Origin of the sequence: Defluviitoga tunisiensis (assembly GCF_000953715.1) — a bacterium.
Classification (GTDB): Bacteria; Thermotogota; Thermotogae; order Petrotogales; family Petrotogaceae; genus Defluviitoga; species Defluviitoga tunisiensis.
In genome coordinates this window covers 1482343-1500561 of record NZ_LN824141.1, presented here as the reverse complement: position 1 = coordinate 1500561, position 18219 = coordinate 1482343, and the positions used below count along the sequence as shown (strand labels likewise).

At 30.3% G+C, this 18219-nt stretch carries 18 protein-coding genes; 7 read left to right on the top strand and 11 right to left on the bottom strand.

Annotated elements, in window-relative coordinates; all coding sequences use genetic code 11:
- Nucleotides 1-126: 126 nt before the first annotated feature.
- Nucleotides 127-582: a Fur family transcriptional regulator gene (locus DTL3_RS06825; protein ID WP_045088069.1), complete on the top strand. Its 456-nt coding sequence runs from the start codon at nucleotides 127-129 to the stop codon at nucleotides 580-582.
- Here the strand turns inward: DTL3_RS06825 and gcvPB are convergent.
- From gcvPB to DTL3_RS06770, 11 genes are all read right to left on the bottom strand, one after another.
- Nucleotides 579-2039 (bottom strand): aminomethyl-transferring glycine dehydrogenase subunit GcvPB, encoded by a 1461-nt coding sequence (gene gcvPB, locus DTL3_RS06820; RefSeq protein ID WP_045088068.1) that lies wholly within the window; start codon nucleotides 2037-2039, stop codon nucleotides 579-581. The genes DTL3_RS06825 and gcvPB overlap by 4 nt on opposite strands.
- Entirely contained in the window at nucleotides 2036-3382 is a 1347-nt protein-coding gene (gene gcvPA / locus DTL3_RS06815) for an aminomethyl-transferring glycine dehydrogenase subunit GcvPA (protein WP_045088067.1), read from the bottom strand. Before gcvPA ends, gcvPB begins: the two co-directional genes overlap by 4 nt.
- A gap of 42 nt (nucleotides 3383-3424) precedes the next feature.
- On the bottom strand, nucleotides 3425-4753 hold the full coding sequence (gene gcvT, locus DTL3_RS06810; protein WP_084217226.1) for a glycine cleavage system aminomethyltransferase GcvT: 1329 nt from the start codon (nucleotides 4751-4753) through the stop codon (nucleotides 3425-3427).
- Nucleotides 4754-4945: 192 nt separating this feature from the next.
- On the bottom strand, nucleotides 4946-5608 hold the full coding sequence (locus tag DTL3_RS06805) for a metallophosphoesterase family protein (protein WP_045088066.1): 663 nt from the start codon (nucleotides 5606-5608) through the stop codon (nucleotides 4946-4948).
- 70 nt (nucleotides 5609-5678) lie between these two features.
- Entirely contained in the window at nucleotides 5679-5951 is a 273-nt protein-coding gene (locus DTL3_RS06800) for an HU family DNA-binding protein (protein ID WP_045088065.1), read from the bottom strand.
- A gap of 126 nt (nucleotides 5952-6077) precedes the next feature.
- A complete protein-coding gene (rdgB, locus tag DTL3_RS06795; protein ID WP_052670421.1) occupies nucleotides 6078-6689 on the bottom strand; it encodes an RdgB/HAM1 family non-canonical purine NTP pyrophosphatase in 612 nt (203 codons plus the stop codon).
- Nucleotides 6682-7347, bottom strand: coding sequence for a ribulose-phosphate 3-epimerase (gene rpe / locus DTL3_RS06790; protein ID WP_231853972.1), 666 nt, complete (start codon nucleotides 7345-7347; stop codon nucleotides 6682-6684). Before rpe ends, rdgB begins: the two co-directional genes overlap by 8 nt.
- A gap of 33 nt (nucleotides 7348-7380) precedes the next feature.
- Nucleotides 7381-8265 carry a ribosome small subunit-dependent GTPase A gene (rsgA, locus tag DTL3_RS06785; RefSeq protein ID WP_045088063.1) on the bottom strand — a complete coding sequence of 295 codons (885 nt, stop codon included), beginning with the start codon at nucleotides 8263-8265 and terminating at the stop codon, nucleotides 7381-7383.
- Nucleotides 8265-8765: a PASTA domain-containing protein gene (locus DTL3_RS06780; protein WP_045088062.1), complete on the bottom strand. Its 501-nt coding sequence runs from the start codon at nucleotides 8763-8765 to the stop codon at nucleotides 8265-8267. The genes rsgA and DTL3_RS06780 overlap by 1 nt, the downstream gene beginning before the upstream one ends.
- 11 nt (nucleotides 8766-8776) lie before the next feature.
- On the bottom strand, nucleotides 8777-9811 hold the full coding sequence (rlmN, locus tag DTL3_RS06775; protein WP_045088675.1) for a dual-specificity RNA methyltransferase RlmN: 1035 nt from the start codon (nucleotides 9809-9811) through the stop codon (nucleotides 8777-8779).
- 260 nt (nucleotides 9812-10071) lie between these two features.
- Nucleotides 10072-10740, bottom strand: coding sequence for a zinc metallopeptidase (locus tag DTL3_RS06770; protein ID WP_045088061.1), 669 nt, complete (start codon nucleotides 10738-10740; stop codon nucleotides 10072-10074).
- Between the two features lie 449 nt (nucleotides 10741-11189).
- Between DTL3_RS06770 and aroF the strand changes: the two genes are divergently transcribed.
- The 6 genes from aroF (at nucleotide 11190) to aroB (ending at nucleotide 18177) form a co-directional block, all read left to right on the top strand.
- Nucleotides 11190-12209 (top strand): 3-deoxy-7-phosphoheptulonate synthase, encoded by a 1020-nt coding sequence (aroF, locus tag DTL3_RS06765; protein WP_045088060.1) that lies wholly within the window; start codon nucleotides 11190-11192, stop codon nucleotides 12207-12209.
- Nucleotides 12210-12245: 36 nt separating this feature from the next.
- Nucleotides 12246-13109: a prephenate dehydrogenase gene (locus DTL3_RS06760; protein WP_052670420.1), complete on the top strand. Its 864-nt coding sequence runs from the start codon at nucleotides 12246-12248 to the stop codon at nucleotides 13107-13109.
- Between the two features lie 22 nt (nucleotides 13110-13131).
- Complete coding sequence (aroA, locus tag DTL3_RS06755) at nucleotides 13132-14421, top strand: 3-phosphoshikimate 1-carboxyvinyltransferase (RefSeq protein ID WP_045088059.1); 1290 nt, start codon at nucleotides 13132-13134, stop codon at nucleotides 14419-14421.
- A gap of 13 nt (nucleotides 14422-14434) precedes the next feature.
- Nucleotides 14435-15217, top strand: coding sequence for a shikimate dehydrogenase family protein (locus DTL3_RS06750; RefSeq protein ID WP_045088058.1), 783 nt, complete (start codon nucleotides 14435-14437; stop codon nucleotides 15215-15217).
- Between the two features lie 260 nt (nucleotides 15218-15477).
- Nucleotides 15478-16605 (top strand): chorismate synthase, encoded by a 1128-nt coding sequence (aroC, locus tag DTL3_RS06745; protein ID WP_045088057.1) that lies wholly within the window; start codon nucleotides 15478-15480, stop codon nucleotides 16603-16605.
- Nucleotides 16606-16683: 78 nt separating this feature from the next.
- Complete coding sequence (aroB, locus tag DTL3_RS06740; RefSeq protein WP_045088056.1) at nucleotides 16684-18177, top strand: bifunctional shikimate kinase AroK/3-dehydroquinate synthase AroB; 1494 nt, start codon at nucleotides 16684-16686, stop codon at nucleotides 18175-18177.
- Nucleotides 18178-18219: the final 42 nt, after the last annotated feature.

Sequence of the window (18219 nt, the reverse complement as noted above, 5' to 3'; positions counted from 1 at the left end):
TATATCACTAATAATATGAAAGTACTGTTAAGAACCTTATAAAATCATAATACTTACCAACTAAAGTATGATATAATATCTTATAAGCGTCTTTACGTTCATAGACTTTTTAAATAGGTGGTAAAAATGAAATTAGATCAAGATGAAATAGTTAAATTACTAAAAAACAAAAAAATTAAACTAACTCCTAATAGAATAAAAATAGCATGTGAACTTTTTAACTCAGATGATCATCCGTCGATTGAAGAAATTCATCAAAGACTTTTAAAAAACGGTGAAAGAATCTCTTTTACCTCAATATATAACATTGTTAAACTATTTGAAAGCACAGGATTGGTAAAAGAAATTAAAGTTGGTAATAAAAGTCACTATGATCCCAATGTTATACCACATATTCATTTTATATGTAACGAATGTGGAAATGTGACTGATCTGAACATTTTTGAAACTGATCATGAGAATCTACAGCTTCTAATAAACAATCTTATTTCGCATTATACAAAATATGACGTCGACAATTTTGAGTTAAACTTATATGGAATATGTGAAAACTGTAAAAATGAAGAACAAGGCTCGGATTAATCTAAGCCTTGTTCTTCATTATTTATATATCTAACTTTTAATTCTTTATTAGCTTTAACTTCATCAAGTCTTTTTACAGGAGTACTATGTGGTGCTTCTTTTAAAACTTCTGGAGAATTTATAGCTTCATCTAATACTTTTTCATATACATCTATTACAAAATCTAATGTTTCTTTACTTTCAGTTTCAGTAGGTTCTATCATCATAGCTTCATCAACAATTAAAGGAAAATATATTGTAGGGGGATGTATACCATAATCTAATAGCCTTTTTACAAAATCTAAAGTGTTTACACCATAATTTTTAAGCATAGTCCCTTTTAACACAAATTCATGTTTACATAGGCTTGAATAAGCTATTTCAAACGATTTTGATAATTTTTCCTTTAAATAATTAGCATTAAGAGTAGCTAATTCACTAGCTTTTTTAAGTCCTTCTTTTCCCATAGAAAGAATATAAGTATATGCCTTCACTAATACCAAAAAGTTTCCATAAAAACTTCTAACCCTCCCAATACTCTTTGGAATATTATAATCAAAGAAATACATACCATTTTCTCTTCTTGATACAATGGGTTTTGGAAGATATGCTTTTAAATATGATTTAACAGCAACAGGACCACTTCCTGGTCCTCCCATTCCATGAGGAGTAGAAAATGTCTTGTGTAGATTCAAATGAACTACATCAAATCCGTTATCTCCTGGTCTGCTTTTTCCCATAATGGCATTTAAATTTGCCCCATCATAATATAATAATGCATTATTTTGATGAGCAATTTGAGAAATTTCTAAAATATCTTTTTCAAATATTCCTAAAGTGTTAGGGTTAGTCAACATTATCGCTGCAGTATTTTCATTAACCAATTCTTTTAGATTTTTTAGATCAACTCTTCCTTCAGAATTAGATTTAACTTCTATGACCTTAAATCCAGCCATTGCAGCAGAAGCTGGGTTAGTACCGTGAGCAGAATCAGGTACAATTACTTCATTTTTGTGATTAAAGTTGTTATCATGCAAATATTTTCTAATAATGAGCATTCCAGTCAGTTCTCCATGTGCTCCAGCAGCAGGTTGCAAAGTTATATTATCCATGCCAGTTATTTCCACAAGAAAATTTTGTAATTCATACATAAGCTCCAATGCACCTTGAATGGTTTCTTCTTCTTGATAAGGATGCAACATTTTAAACCCTTCAAGCGAAGCTGCTTCTTCGTTTAATACTGGATTATATTTCATAGTACAAGAACCCAATGGATAAAAGCCCCTGTCTACAGAATAGTTTAAACTAGCTAATTCATTATAATGTCTCACCACTTCTGTTTCATAAACCTCAGGAAAATTAAGATGTGTTTTTCTAATTAAATGAGTTGGAATATCAATATTTGACTCAGGTACATCTAATTTAGGAAGTGTATAAGCAGTTCTTCCTTTCGAAGATTTCTCAAAAATTAATTTCATGATAATCCCTCCAAAAATGAACATAAAAAGTCGATATCTCTTTTCTTATTTAATTCAGTAACGCTAAATAATATTTGATCTCCTTTTTGTGGGAAGAATTTTTTTAAAGGTAATGGACCAAAATAGCGTTGTTCTATGAGTTTCTTGTTCATATAAACAGGATCTATTTTTGATTTCATCACAAACTCATTAAAAAAAGGACCTTGATATACCATTTCAAATTTATCCGTTTCTAATAATTTATTAGCTAAATAATGGGCCTTATGATAACATTGGAGAGCAACTTCTTTTAACCCTTTTTCTCCCATAACGTTTAAATATATTGAAGCTAAAAGAGCATTATGCGCTTGATTAGAGCATATATTAGAAGTTGATCTTTCTCTTCTTATGTGTTGCTCCCTAGTTTGAAGAACCATTACAAATCCTCTTTTTCCGTCTTTATCAACTGTTTCGCCAATTATTCTTCCGGGCATTTTTCTTATATATTTTTCTTTTGAAGCAAAAAAACCCAAACCAGGTCCACCAAACGAAGGTAAATTCCCTAAAGATTGTCCTTCTCCAACAACTATATCTACCCCAAAACATCCAGGAGATTCTAATAGTCCAAGAGAAATTGGATAAGTTGAAACAATTAATATAATATCTTCAGGAACATTTTCTCTTATTTCTTGTAAATCTTCTATAACTCCAAAAAAATTAGGGTAAGAAACTACCACACAACTAACTTCTTTTGATATCTTGTTTTTTAAATCTTGAATATCAATTTGCGCTGTTTGATGATTATGTATTATTTCTATTAATTCTATATCTTGAGCTTCAATATAGGTTTTCGTCACCTCATAATATTCCGGATGTATCAAATCTGAAATTAGAACCTTGTTTCTTCCATTTATTCTTTTAGCCATTAAAATTGCTTCAGCTAAAGCAGAAGCTCCATCATACATTGAAGAGTTTGCGACTTCCATTCCGGTGAGCTCACAAATCAAAGTTTGATATTCAAAGAGTATTTGCAAAGTACCTTGTGAAACTTCAGCTTGATACGGTGTATAAGCAGTTAAAAAATTACGATTAGAAGCTATCGAATAAACAACTGTTGGAATATAATGATTATATACGCCTGCACCCCTAAAAATACCGAATTCTTGTATATTTTTATTGAAATCAGATAAATCAAATAATTTTTCTTTTACTTCTAACTCGCTTAAAGAAGAAGGAAGATTAAGATCTTTGTTAAAAAGTTGAGGAACATCTTGATATAACTCATTAATGTCTTTAATATTTAAATAATTCATCATTTCATCAATATCTCTTTCAGTATGTGGCAAATAAGGAAAATCACTCATGTTTTCTGTCACCTCTTCAAAAATTCAATTATATTTTTCTTGTTATTTGTTGCTTTTGACACTTCCTCTATAAAAAGGTGTTTTAACAACTTGGGCAGATAAGCGCTTATTTCTGTTAATTATTGTTAATTTACTTCCTATGGAAGAATATGGTATACTTACGTAACCTAAAGCTAAATTTTTATTTAAAGTAGGAGATTTTAATCCACTTGTAACGTATCCAATATTTTCATCATTATTATTATATATTTCATTTCCGTGCCTTACAGGCATTTTATCAAATATTTCTATTCCTACAAGTTTTCTTTTTATTCCTTCTTCCATCTGACTAAGCAAAGCCCCTTTTCCAATAAAATCCTTACTAAAATCTATGGTCCATTTAATATTTGCTTCTAAAGGTGTAGTAGTTTCATCAATATCATTTCCATAAAGAAGTAATTTAGCTTCGAATCTTAAAGTATCTCTGCTCCCTAAACCACAAGGTTTCCCATCGACTTCTCTTGTCAAATTTATCAGATTATCCCAAACTTTAACAACAATTTTTGGAGATAGATATATTTCAAATCCATCCTCTCCAGTGTAACCTGTTCTAGAAATGAGCACATTTTCTCCCTCTAATTCTATTTCTTTGAAAGTAAAATAATTAAATTTTTCTAAATCAATTTCTTTTAAATATTTCTGAAGCTGCTCTTGAACTTTTGGCCCTTGAAAAGATATCAAACTATATTCATGGCTTTTATTTGAAACTTCAACATCAAAGGTTTTTGAATTGTTCACAACCCAATTGAAATCTTTATCTGTATTAGATGCATTAACTACAAGCATAAATGAATCTGTTGAAATTCTATATACAAGCAGATCATCAATTATACCGCCTTGCTCGTTACACATGGGAGAATATAGGATATCGCCAACCTCCAATTTACTAACATTGTTTGTTATGAGATAATTTAAGCAAGATTCTGCTTCTCTTCCTTCTACAAAAAGCTCACCCATATGAGAGACATCAAAAATACCAACATTTTCTCTAACTGCTTTATGCTCATCAATTATAGATGTGTACCAAAGAGGAAGTTCCCACCCTGCAAACTCTCCCATCTTAGCCCCTAATTCTTTATGTTTTTCATACAGTGGGGTCTTCTTTAATTCATCCAAAATAATTCCTCCCTTCTCAAATTTTTCGACAATCGAATTAGCAATTTCATACTCTTCTTCTGAAACATAAATATCATACATAACTCCTGAACCAAAATATTCTTGGCCTATTCCAGAAGAAGATTTCAAAAGCACCTGTATACCTTCACCTTCTAATATTTGCTTGATAAATTGTGTTCTCATATATTCAACGTATTCTCTTAATTTCTTTAACATTCCTCTAACACCTCAGTAATATCGATTAGTTTACTAACTGTTTCAAATAATTCTTCGTTTAACATTAAAGTATAATTATTTTATCATTCGTTAAAATTATATCATTTTTTATTAATTTCAAAAAAAGTCTAATTAACTATAAAAAGAATTTAAATAAGTTTACGAGAGTTTATAGACATTTATCTGATTAATCTAAACTTGATAAATTATATATTTATTATCTTCAGATATCCCAAAAGCAGTTAATTTTCCGCCATAAACACATCCTGTATCTATATCAACACTAATTATCTTATTATTTATTCCTTTTTTAATAAATATTTTATCTTCACCATTAATAAATTGTGTGGGTGTATGACCATGAATTATCGTATAATCATAATATTGTTCTTTTATTAAAAGAAATTCATCTCGGATCCATAATAAATCGTGTTTATCTTGGTGATTAAGTGATTTCCCTGGTTTAACACCAGCATGAACATAAAGATATTTCTGACCCTTTATTTCCAATTCGTAGTATAATAAAAGGTCCCTAATAAAATCTAGATATTCTTTTCCTACATTATAATTAAAACTTTTTAGAGTAGAAGAGGAACCGTTGTAAAACCAAATACCCTCCATATATTTGTTCGTTTTATCAAAATAATCTAACATCATATCTTCATGATTGCCCATTAAAAATATATAATTCCGATCCTGTTTTAATGCTATTAGTAAATCAAGAACCTTCTTAGAATCCGGTCCCCTATCTATGTAGTCACCTAAAAATATAACCTGATCGTTAAGATCAATTTTTCTTAATAACATTACTAATTGATCATACATTCCATGAATATCTGAAATTACCCATACCATCTAAGTATCACCTTTTTAAGCTTTTTAATAAAAAAATAGGGCAGTTGACTGCCCTATTCCTTAATCTCTATCATTTTACTAATTCTTTCAATTCTTTACCAGGTACGAATTTAGGTACTTTCTTAGCTGGAATTTTAAGTGGTTTACCAGTTTGAGGATTGACTCCCTTCCTTGCAGCTCTTTCTTGAACTTTAAATGTTCCAAAACCAACTAACTTAACTTCTTCCCCTTTACTTAATGTTTCAGATACTACATCAACAAAAGCATCTAAAAAAGCTTCTGCATCCTTCTTAGTAATAGAAGCCTTCTTTGCTAAAGCATCTACTAACTCTTTTTTGTTCACATGCATTCCCCCTTTCAAAGATGAAAATCATTAAAACCTCTTAGCTGCCAACTTCAACGCAATTATATCATATATTTTTCAAAAAATCTATATATAACCTAAATTTTCTCAAATTACTTGAATGAATTATATCAATGAACTCTCTAAAAGATGATTGAATAATCTGCTAAAAGCTTTTGCTCTATGGCTTATCTCGTTTTTAACTTCTGGAGGAAGCTCACCAAAAGTTTGATTGTATCCGTCAGGTATAAAAAAAGGATCATAACCAAAACCATTACTTCCTCTAATCTCATAAGCTATTGTACCATAAACTCTCTCTTCTATTGAAACTAAAATATTATTTTCTATGTCATAATACGTTGCAGCACAAGCAAAATAAGCTCTCCTATCTTCTAGGTCTTTCATCATGGCCAAAATTGCTTTCATTCTTACCTCATAAGGCGAATTTGACATAAACCTTGAAGAATGAACACCAGGAAAATTGTCAAGTGCTACAATGTTCAAACCTGAATCATCGGTTATCACACATTTATTTATTACTTTACCATATTTCCAGGCTTTTATTACCGAATTTTCTAAAAATGTTTCTCCATTCTCCTCAATATATATACTTTTACTTTCAATTTTATCAAATATGCTTCTAAGTTTCACTTTATGTTTAATATTTAATTTTTCTAGGATTTTATCGACTTCTTTTATCTTTTCTTTATTAGATGTACCTAAATATATATCAATCAATACTTTTCGCCGCCTCTTTTAATTCTTTTATCTCTACATATGGATCTTCTTTATGAAAAATACTTGCTCCGATTATAAAAGTAGTAGCACCAGCTAAAGCAAGTTTCCCTATATTATCTTTATTTACTCCACCATCAACCATTATATCAAGTTTAGGATTAATCTTATTAGCCAATTGACGTAGCTTTTTAACTTTTTCAAATGTCGATTCAATAAATTGTTGCCCAGTGAAACCAGGATTTACAGACATAATAAGAACTTTATCCAAAAAAGGTAAAATTTCTTCCAGCATAAAAATTGGAGTGTGGGGGTTAAGTGAAACTCCTGCATCACACCCTAACTTTTTAATCCAAGTTACTGTCCTGTGTAAATGTATCACAGTTTCATAGTGAACAGTAATACTATTTACATACATAGCAAATTTTTCTAAATATCTATCAGGTTCAACTATCATCAAATGAGCATCTAAATAAGCGTCCGTATATTTTCTAATTGATTCTATAATGGGAAAACCGAAAGATATATTAGGAACAAATACTCCATCCATTATGTCAAGATGAATACCATCGGCGTTTTTTAATACTTTGTCTATTTCGGTGCCTAACGTAATAAAGTTTGCTGCTAAAATTGATGGATATATTTTGGGCAAAAAAATCACCTCGATTATTCGTGAGAAATATCAAAAAAATATTTATTGTTCCATTTCTTTATAAATTACACAATAATTATTATATCGTATATAGGATATTTTACCTTCTTCAACAGCTTCTTTCACAGCACATTCTGGCTCATAAACATGAGAGCAGTTAGAAAAGGAACAATATGATTGATAAGGCAAAAATTCAGGAAAATATAATTTTATTTCATCTTTGTCTATCCCTAATAATGTAAGATCTGCAAACCCAGGTGTATCTACAACAAATCCTCCAAATTTTAAAGGTAATAATTGAGCAAAAGTTGTTGTATGCCTTCCCCTTCCGAGCTTTGGAGAAATGTCACCTTCTCTAAGTTTTAAATCAGGATCCAACATATTAAGTAAACTTGTTTTTCCTACTCCTGACAATCCAGCCAAAGTTGAAACCCTATCTTTTAATACTTCTTTTATTAATTGAATATTGTCCTTTGTAATCTTAGAAGTAGGAATAACAGGATAAAGAGGATTGTAAATATTTAAAAAGTCTTGCATGTCTTTTTTTTCTTCAGAAGAAGTTAATAAATCAATTTTATTCAATATTATAACAACATCTAATTGTTCTTTTTCAACAAGAACCAAAAACTTGTCTACAATTATGTAATCAACTTTGGGTTCTTTTAAAGAAGTCACCAAAATAACTTGATCAACATTGGCAACTTTTGGTCTATATAGCTCATTTTTTCTTGGTAAAATATTTTTTATCACTCCAAACTCATGATTTTTTTCGACAACATATTCAACATAGTCTCCAACAATTGGACGAATTTTTTGAAGCTTAAATTTGCCAGGTAAATAACATTCTATATTTATGTTGGTTTCTAGATCTCGAACTGTAAGAGTATTAGAATGAAATCTTATAACTATTCCTTTTCTCCAGTTCATCAATTATTTCCTCCATATTTACCAACATACAAAATAAGTTTTTCTTCAGAATAAGATTTACCAGGTTCCGGAAACATATCAAGAACAACTTCATTTTCTTCAGAAGAATATGTGATGACATATCGTTTTTCATAAGCAATTTTATATTCTAATAAAAATTGTTCACCAACCTGAAGCGGAAGCCCAATTAAATCTGGTACTTTCATAGGTTCAAGATTTCTTAGCTGAACAATAACATGATGTCCTTCTTTAACCTTAGTACCAGCAGATGGATCTGTATATAAAACCTTATCGCCATTTCCAATTAAATTTGGGATTAGATTTAATTCTTTTAAAGATGCTAAAGCAACATTTTTATCTTCTCCAACCAAATAGGGAATCTCAACAACAGATGAACTATTAACAAAGATAGATAAAAAAAAGAATGCGAAAATAGCTGCAGTAATCAATCCCAAAAATAAAAAAAAGATATTTTTTACTATTTTTTTTGCTTTGTCCATATTTTCCCTTCTTATGAAATATCCTTTAATTTTCTTAGTCTGAGTTGTCCACATGCAGCAGAAATATCGCTACCTTTTTCAGCTCTTACTACCGCATCTATACCTTTTTTCAAAAGAACATCTAAAAATTGATCAATAAATCTTTTTGATGGTTTTTCAAAACCCGATGGATTGGCATTTATCGGAATAAGATTAACCATAACCTTCATATCTTTAAAAATATCTACCAATCTTAGTGCGTCTTCTGGAGAATCATTAAAACCTTTAATTAATATGTATTCAAACGTCACTCTTTTATTTGTCTTATGTTGATATATTCTACAAGATTGAATTACTTCTTCTATTGGATATGCATGGTTAATGGGCATAATTTTATCTCTCTGTGAATTGGTAGTCGCATGTAACGAAACAGATAATCTAATTTCTTTATTTAAATTAGCAAGTTCTTCAATCTTATGTGGAATTCCTGCAGTAGAAATAGTTATATGCCTAGCACCCAACTTTTTCATTTTTGGGTCGTTGAAAATATTCACGCTTTGTATAACATTTTCAAAATTCAAAAGCGGTTCTCCCATTCCCATATATACCAAATTATTTATATCTATATTATTATCTTTTTCTATAGCTAACAATTGTCCAACTATCTCTCCTACTGATAAATTCCTGACAAAACCACTTTTTCCAGTAGAACAAAATGCACATTTTAAAGGACAACCTACTTGGGTGGAAATACATGCAATCGTCCTAGAAGGATAATAGATCAAAACTGATTCGATTAGATTTCCATCGGCTAATTCAAAAAGATATTTAGTAGTTCCATCAATTTTAGATATTTGCTTTTGTACGATGTTAGGCAATAATATTAACATATTTTCATTCAATATCTTTCTTATCTCTTTAGACAAATTAGTCATATTATCAAAATTAAAAATACGTTTTTTATATATCCAATCACAAATTTGATCGGTTCTATACTTTTCTATTTGATAATTTTCTGTCAAATATTTTTGTAGTCCTTCATAGTCAAAATCTAAAATGTTCTTCATAATCATATCTTTTCCTCGCTTACGCTTCTTTTTTTATTCTATTAATAAAAATTAGTAAATTATATAATACTAACATTATAATGGGCTTATGTACATAATTATACTATATTTCAAATATAAATACAAATTACTAAAATTTTTTGTATTATAAGATTTATATAAATAATAATCCCTAGTTTACTACACACAAATTACTTTAACTAGGGATTATATGATTATACTATAACTTGGATGAAATTTAAAATACTAAACATTTTATACTATCTTCTATCTCCAGCTAATACTATCATTCTCAATAGTTGAGCTATAGCCATTAATGCTGATGCAACATAAGTTAATGCAGCTGCAGTTAATACCTTTTGAGCAGCGGCTACTTCACTTTTGGACATTCCCATAACTGGTAACAATTTGATTGCCCTTTTACTTGCATTAAATTCAACAGGTAAAGTAATAATAGAAAATAAAACAACAAAAATGAATAGGAAAATACCTGCATTAATCAAAAATGGTGCAGAAAAAATCAATCCAATGAAAAAAATAATCCAGGAAAGATTTGAACCAAAACTTGCTAACGGAACACTAAGATTCCTTAAAATTAATGGTTTATAACCTTTAGCATGTTGAATAGCATGTCCCGCTTCATGTGCGACAACTCCTAATGCAGCTACAGATGAACTATTATATGTGGCATCAGAAAGCCTTAAGATTTTTTGAGTTGGATCATAATGATCAGTTAACATTCCTCTTGTTCTTTCAATTCTTACATCATATAATCCAACCGAGTCAAGTAACCTTCTTGCAAAAAGATAACCAGGTTCTCCAACTGAAGATTTTACTCTTGAATACTTATTAAAAGTACTACTTACTTTAATCTGTGCATATAATGCAAGCAACAACGGCGGTATAAGTAACCAAATAGTAGAATACATAATCTTCACCTCCAAAATATTCAATACTTTTCATAACTGGTTCTCAACATTGTTTTACGAAGACAACTATATTATAAATGTTTATCAAACACTTAAATTATATAAATTTCACAGTGATTTTAACATTTATTTATTTATTTAATTTTACAATGATGTATAATTTAATATTAATAAAGTATTTAAAAATATTATTGACAAATATTTTTTTTATTGGTACAATATATGCAATTTAAGATTTTAATAATATAGGAGAATTAAATATGATTTCTAAAAAAGACTACAAAACCTATATATTATCAATAAATGAATATTATTATTGGTTTAGAAAGACACCCGTTTTGGTGCCTTTGTTGTGTCGTTCCTCGTAACAACAAGGATTCCAAAGTGGGTGTCTACTTTATAGTAGGCACCCTTTTTTTATATACAAATTCTTTTGGGAGGTGTTTCATATGATCATTTTAATGGAAGAAAATGCTTCAGAAGAAGATATTAAAAGAGTAATTCAAAAAGTTAAAGAAGTTGGATTTAAAGCTCATCCTGATACTGGAGATAAACACACTATTATCGGAGTAGTTGGAGAGGGAGACAGAGACTATATATTACATAACATTGGAACTTTTCCGGGTGTAGAAAGGGTTGTAGAAATCACTCAACCTTTTAAATTGGCAAGCAGAACTTTTAGACCTGAACCTTCATATTTTGATATAGGGGGGATAAAAATAGGAAAAGATCATTTCTTAGTGATAGCTGGACCGTGTGCTGTAGAAAGTCGGGAACAAGTATTTCAAACTGCTAAATCTCTAAAACAAGAAGGTATTCATTTCTTAAGAGGCGGAGCTTATAAGCCAAGAACATCTCCATACTCATTTCAAGGATTAAAAGAAGATGGCCTAAAAATATTAAAAGAAGTAGGAGAAGAACTCGATCTAAAAATTGTCACAGAGGTTATGGACACCAAAGAAGTTGAATTGGTAGCTAAATATGCTGATGTATTACAAATAGGCGCACGAAATATGCAAAACTTTTCACTTTTAAAAGAAGTTGGAAGAACAAACAAACCGGTTTTGTTAAAACGAGGATTGTCCGCTACTTACAAAGAATTTTTAATGGCTGCAGAATATATAATGTCCGAAGGAAACTATCAAGTTATTTTATGTGAAAGAGGAATAAGAACTTTTACTGATGAAACTCGCAATACCTTAGATATTAGTGCCATTCCTGTAATAAAAAGATACAGTCACTTGCCAATTATTGTAGATCCTAGTCATGCCTGTGGTAATTGGAGATACATAATTCCTCTTTCAAAGGCTGCTATCGCCGCAGGAGCAGATGGACTAATTGTTGAAGTGCACCCTAATCCACAAAACGCTTTATCTGATGGAGAGCAATCTCTAAATTTACAACACTTTAGCGATCTAATGAAACAAATAAGGGCACTAGCAGAGGTTGAACACAAAATAATTAATTAATACTATCTAAATAAATCTTTAATTGGAGGATATAAAATGCCTTTTAAAAATGTGTTACTAATTGGTTGTGGCTTAATTGGATGTTCTCTTACGTTAGCCCTTAAAGAAACAAAAGAAGTAAAATTAATATATGGATACGATAAAAGTGATAAAAATCTAAATGAGGCCTTAAAAATAGGCGCCATTGATAAAAAAACTAATCTCGATGACGTGTTATTTTATGATTTAATTATTTTAGCCACACCTGTTGAAGATATAATCAATTTGTTAAATAACATAATCCCACGCCTCAACAAAAATACTCTAATAACAGATGTAGGAAGTACAAAATATGAGATAATAAAAACTGTGGAATCGTTTGAAAATTCAAATATCAACTTCATAGGAGGCCATCCTATGGCTGGTTTAGAGAAATCCGGACCCCTCTATGCACAAAAAGACCTTTTCAAGGGCAAACCATATATATTAATAAAGTCCAAGTACTGTTCTTCAATTTATTTTGAAAATTTTAAAAATTTGATTGAAAAAATTGGAACACATATTATCGAGATGGATGCAAAAACTCATGATAAGATTGTCTCAGTAACAAGCCATTTACCTCAAGTGGTTGCCTTCTATCTAGTAAAAACTCTACAAATCTTTCAAGAAAACAATTCCGACTATATAAAACTCGTAGGAAGTGGATTTAAAGATACTACCAGAATCGCCAAAAGTGATCCTAACATGTGGCTTTCTATTTTTAAATTAAACAAAGATAACATTATAAATGCCTTAGATAAGTTTGAAGAAGGAATTGAAGAATTTAAGATAAAATTAGAAAATGGCTTATACGATGAACTATTAATTGAGCTTGAGAATATATCTAAATTTAGATCCTCCATAGATAGATTGATTGAATAGATTATCAGATAAGGAGAGAAAAATGAAAACAGAGATCAAACCTTTAAAAAGCATCAACGGTGAAGTAGCTATTCCCGGTGATAAATCTATATCTCATCGTGCGCTTATCATAGGCTCACTGGCACACGGTACAACTAAAATCACCAACTTCTTACGTTCAGAAGATACATTAGCCACACTGAATATTTTAAAAGCTATTGGGGCTAATATAGAGTTAACGAATGCAAAAGAAGTAGTTATTGAAGGAAATGGATTACATAGTTTTCAAGAACCAGAAGACATCCTTGACGCAAAAAATTCTGGAACTACTATGCGTTTAATAATGGGAGTTTTAGCTGCTCAAAACTTCTATAGCGTTCTCACCGGAGATGATTCACTCAAAAAGAGACCTATGAAACGCGTAATCGATCCTTTAAGTAAGATGGGAGGTCTTTTTTTTGGAAGAAAGCAAGGTAATTATGCACCTATAACTATTTTAGGAACCGACGATATTTTCCCAATATTTTACTCAACTCCTGTAGCTAGCGCACAAGTTAAATCTGCTATCCTATTAAATGCATTGTATGCCAAAGGAACCTCACAAATTACAGAACCATACAAATCAAGAGATCATACTGAAAGAATGTTAAAATATTTTGGTGCAAACATTGAAGAAAAAGGTACTACTGTAACTATAAATGGTGGCGATGATTTAAAGGGAAAAGAAGTGTTTGTACCTAGCGATATTTCTTCTGCTTCTTTCTTTATAGTTGCAGCATTAATAATGGAAAATTCAACTCTACTCATAAAAGATGTTGGAATTAATCCTACTAGATCTGGTGCCATTAAGATATTAAAAATGATGGGTGCAGAAATCACAACTCTTAATTTAAGATACCTAAACAATGAACCAGTCTGTGATTTATTAGTAAAAAGCAGTAATTTAAAGGGTGTTGAGATAAAAGGAGATATAATTCCTACCTTGATAGATGAAATACCTATCCTCGCTGTAGCAGCATCCCAAGCTGATGGGAAAACCCTGATAAAAGATGCAAACGAGCTTAGATACAAGGAAACCGATAGAATAAAAGCAATAGTTAACGAATTCACAAAAATGGGGATAGAAATTTTTGAAAGAGAAGATGGATTTGAAATTAGTGGAAAACAAAAAATAAAAGGAAATTGTACTTGTGAAAGTTATAATGATCATAGGATTGCGATGTCTTTAGCCATAGCTGGCTTAATAGCAGAAAACCCCATAAACATAAATGATTTTGATTGTGTAAATATTTCGTATCCTCGATTTTTGGACACCCTTAATACATTAAGATAAGGAAGGAGAAAAAATGAGAAGATTTGGGTTACTACAGTACCCAGAAAAAGAAAGTCTGTCTAAAAAGATATTTAATCAATATTTTAAGCTATCAAGCATAAATGCAAAATACGATGATATAGTCATCGAGCCTAGAAAATTTGATACAAAAGTTACTGAATATCTTGAGTCCTATGATGGACTCAATGTTACCGTTCCTTTTAAAGAAGACATTATTAAATTTATATCTCCAGTAGAAGACGCACGTGAAATCAATGCTGTTAATTGTATATATCAAAATAAAGGTTACAATACTGATTGGAAAGGTTTTTATAATTCGTTGTTAGATACCGACTTAAAGCTACCTATTCTTTTAGTTGGAGCAGGTGGAGCAAGTAAAGCAATTATATATGGACTTTACAAATTAGGCATAAAACATTTAATCTTAGTAAACAGAACAATTGAAAAAGCTTTCAAATTAAAAGATTTTTTTACAACAAAAATAGACATCACCGTAGAATCTTTTGAGAACTTAAAGGAGGTTATGAAAAGTTCTAAAACTTTCATCAATGCAACTTCAATTGGTATGTTTGGTGAATCTTTCAACTTTTCAAGTGAAGAGCTTTCAAATCTTAGTTTAATTTACGACATAGTCTACAATTCAACCGCACTTCAAAAACAAGCTTTGAAAAACGGTATTAAATTAATAGACGGAAAAACCTTCTGGTACTACCAAGCTGTAGAAAATCTAAAAATTTGGGGCGTATACGATGAAGTTAAATTTTATGAAACTTTTGTAAATAGTAAATTTAATTAGTATATATATATATATATATATATATCTTTGTTATGCTTCCCTAGTGAGGTTCTTTCATATAGATAATAGATATAAGAACCTAATTTGCTAAAGATAAGCAATTAACAAATTTTCAAAATCAGTTTTTAAACTCGATTAGGTTTAGGTTAAATCTCTACTGCAGCACAAATAAATGCTTCTCTAAAAACCTACAACATATATAATAAGAATTTTGGAATTTCTAAAGAGAATATAGTTAAATTTGTTGAGGAGGTTGTTTAATGGAAATAAAGATAGCCGGAGATTCCCATGGAACAAAAATGATCGGATTGATTGAAGAAATTCCTGCAGGTCTAAAAATTGACGAACAAAAAATAAATGATAATCTTAGAAGACGCCAGTTAGGATACGGACGTGGAGAAAGAATGAAAATAGAAACCGATCAAGTCCAAGTAATTGCAGGAACATGGAACGGAGTCACTACTGGCGCACCTGTAGTTATAGAAATAGAAAACAAAGCGAGAAATCCAATAAACACTAATGACCAAAGACATGTCCCAAGGCCAGGACACGGAGACTATACTGGCTGGAGTAAATATAGACTCACAGATTTAAACATATATACTGAAAGAAATAGTGCACGTTGGACATGTGTTCTTACTGCATTAGGAAGCATTGCAGAACAATTTTTAGATCATTTTAGCATTGAAATAATGAGTTTTGTCAGTTCAATCGGAAGCATTTGTGTTGAAAATTCAATGTTTGAGGAGATACAAAGAAATTTTGATTTTTATATACAAAAAAGAGATGCATCTCCTGTTCAATGTCCTTTTGATGACGTTTCAGAAAGAATGATAGAAGAAATAAATGAAAAAGCTTTGAAACAAGATACTACCTTAGGGGGAAGCATAAAAACTTTTGCTATAAATGTTCAACCAGGACTTGGAAGTTACGCAAATGTTCTTAACAGAGTAGATTCCAAAATTGGAAAATATTTTATGTCTATTCCATCTGTTAAAGGTGTTTTTATCGGTCTTGAAGATGTAAGCTTACCAGGAAATCAATATCACGATCCATTCATCCTTCAGAATGGTAAAATAAATAGAACCTCAAATCATGCAGGAGGAATAGAGGCAGGAATTACTAACGGAGAAAATATCATAGTTACTACGTATTTTAAACCAATTTCTACTTTAGCTAAACCTTTAGATTCTATTAATCTTGAAACTAAGGAAAACGTAAAAGCTCCATACATAAGATCTGATTCCGTTATTCTTCCAGCTGCTACAGTTATTACTGAATGCACATTAGCCTTAATCTTAATGGAAGAAATTATAGATGGTTTCGGAAATGATAATATCGAATTAATTAAAGAAAGATATTTTTCAAAATATTCCAAAAACAATTAACTTACCAATTTTGAAAGGAGGTCTGCGTGTAAATTCTTTATCCTTCTGAAAAATACAAAGAATTTACATACAATATAAATGAAAATTTTTTTAGTTGGAATGATGGGCTCTGGAAAAAGCACTTTGGCTAAAATGATTTCTAAAGTTTTATCAATTCCATATTTGGATATGGATGAAGAAATAGAAGCAAGAGAAAATAAAACAATTAAAGAAATATTTGAAAAAAATGGAGAATCGTATTTTAGAGATCTAGAAAGCTCCCTTCTTAAATCTTTAGTAAAGCAACCTGACTCTGTCGTTGTTGCTACGGGTGGAGGAATAGTCTTAAGACCAGATAATAGAGAATTGTTAAAAAAAGAGACAACAATTTACCTAAAAGTATCTCCACAAGAATTAAAAAAGAGAGTATCAACAGATAACAGACCCCTTTTGTCTAATAATATCGACAATATATTTACCATCTACGATGAAAGAATAAATTTATATGAATTGTTTGAATCAGTTGACATTACTTACTTAAATGAATGGGAAGCAGTTGCTATAATTCTTCAAAAGGTTGATTATAAAAAAAATTTATGTATTGATTCCTCATTTCAAAAAATCCATATAGAGGCAGGCAGTTTAAAAAACATACCAAAAAATGCTATAGTATTTACAAGTGAAAAAGTTGATAGTTTATACGGAGAATTTTTCACTAACAAAAAACTCGTTTTCCCAAATGGAGAAGAAGTTAAAGATATAGTTTATGTCACAAAAGCATGGGAGTATTTACTTGAAAACAATGTCACACGAAAGGATCTACTTTGTGGAGTTGGTGGAGGAACTATAACTGATTTTACAGGTTTTGTGGGTTCGACTTATAAAAGAGGAATGAATTTCATTTTCTATCCTACTACTCTATTAGGACAAATTGACGCTGCTATTGGTGGAAAAAATGGTATAGATTTCAAAAAATACAAAAATGTTATTGGCACAATAAATTTACCAAATGAAGTCATTATAGATCCTATAACAACTTTATCCCTTGACGATATAAGATTCAGAGAAGGACTCATAGAAGGTTTTAAAATCTCTCTTATCTCAGGTGGAGAGTTTTATACTTTTTTTAAAGATCATTTGTATGATTTACTAAATCGAAATTTAGATACATTAACTTGGTTTATAAAAAGATCTGTCGAAGAGAAGTTGAGGATTGTTCAACAAGATTTTAAAGATACTGGTTTAAGAAGTTACCTAAATTTAGGACATAGTCTTGGGCACGCTTTTGAAGCAGTAACAGGTATTGCTCATGGCTTGTCAGTTGGATGGGGGTTGTATCAAGAATTAATGTACTCAAAAAATAAAAAACACATTGACGATAGGACATTATATGATATCATTAGCATTCTAGATGTACTTCTTCCCAGTAGTATTAAAAATATAAAAGTTGAAAAAAATGCATTGATGAATTATTTGAGTAACGACAAGAAAATGGAAGGATCTAATATCATTAAACTTCCCCTCTTAAAGGAACCAGGTGAAGTTATAATTAAAGAGATTGACTATCATGAGTTAGTTAATACACTTTTTTAACCGTTTTCTAAAGGATAAGTAATTTGAAAATGAAGATTTCTA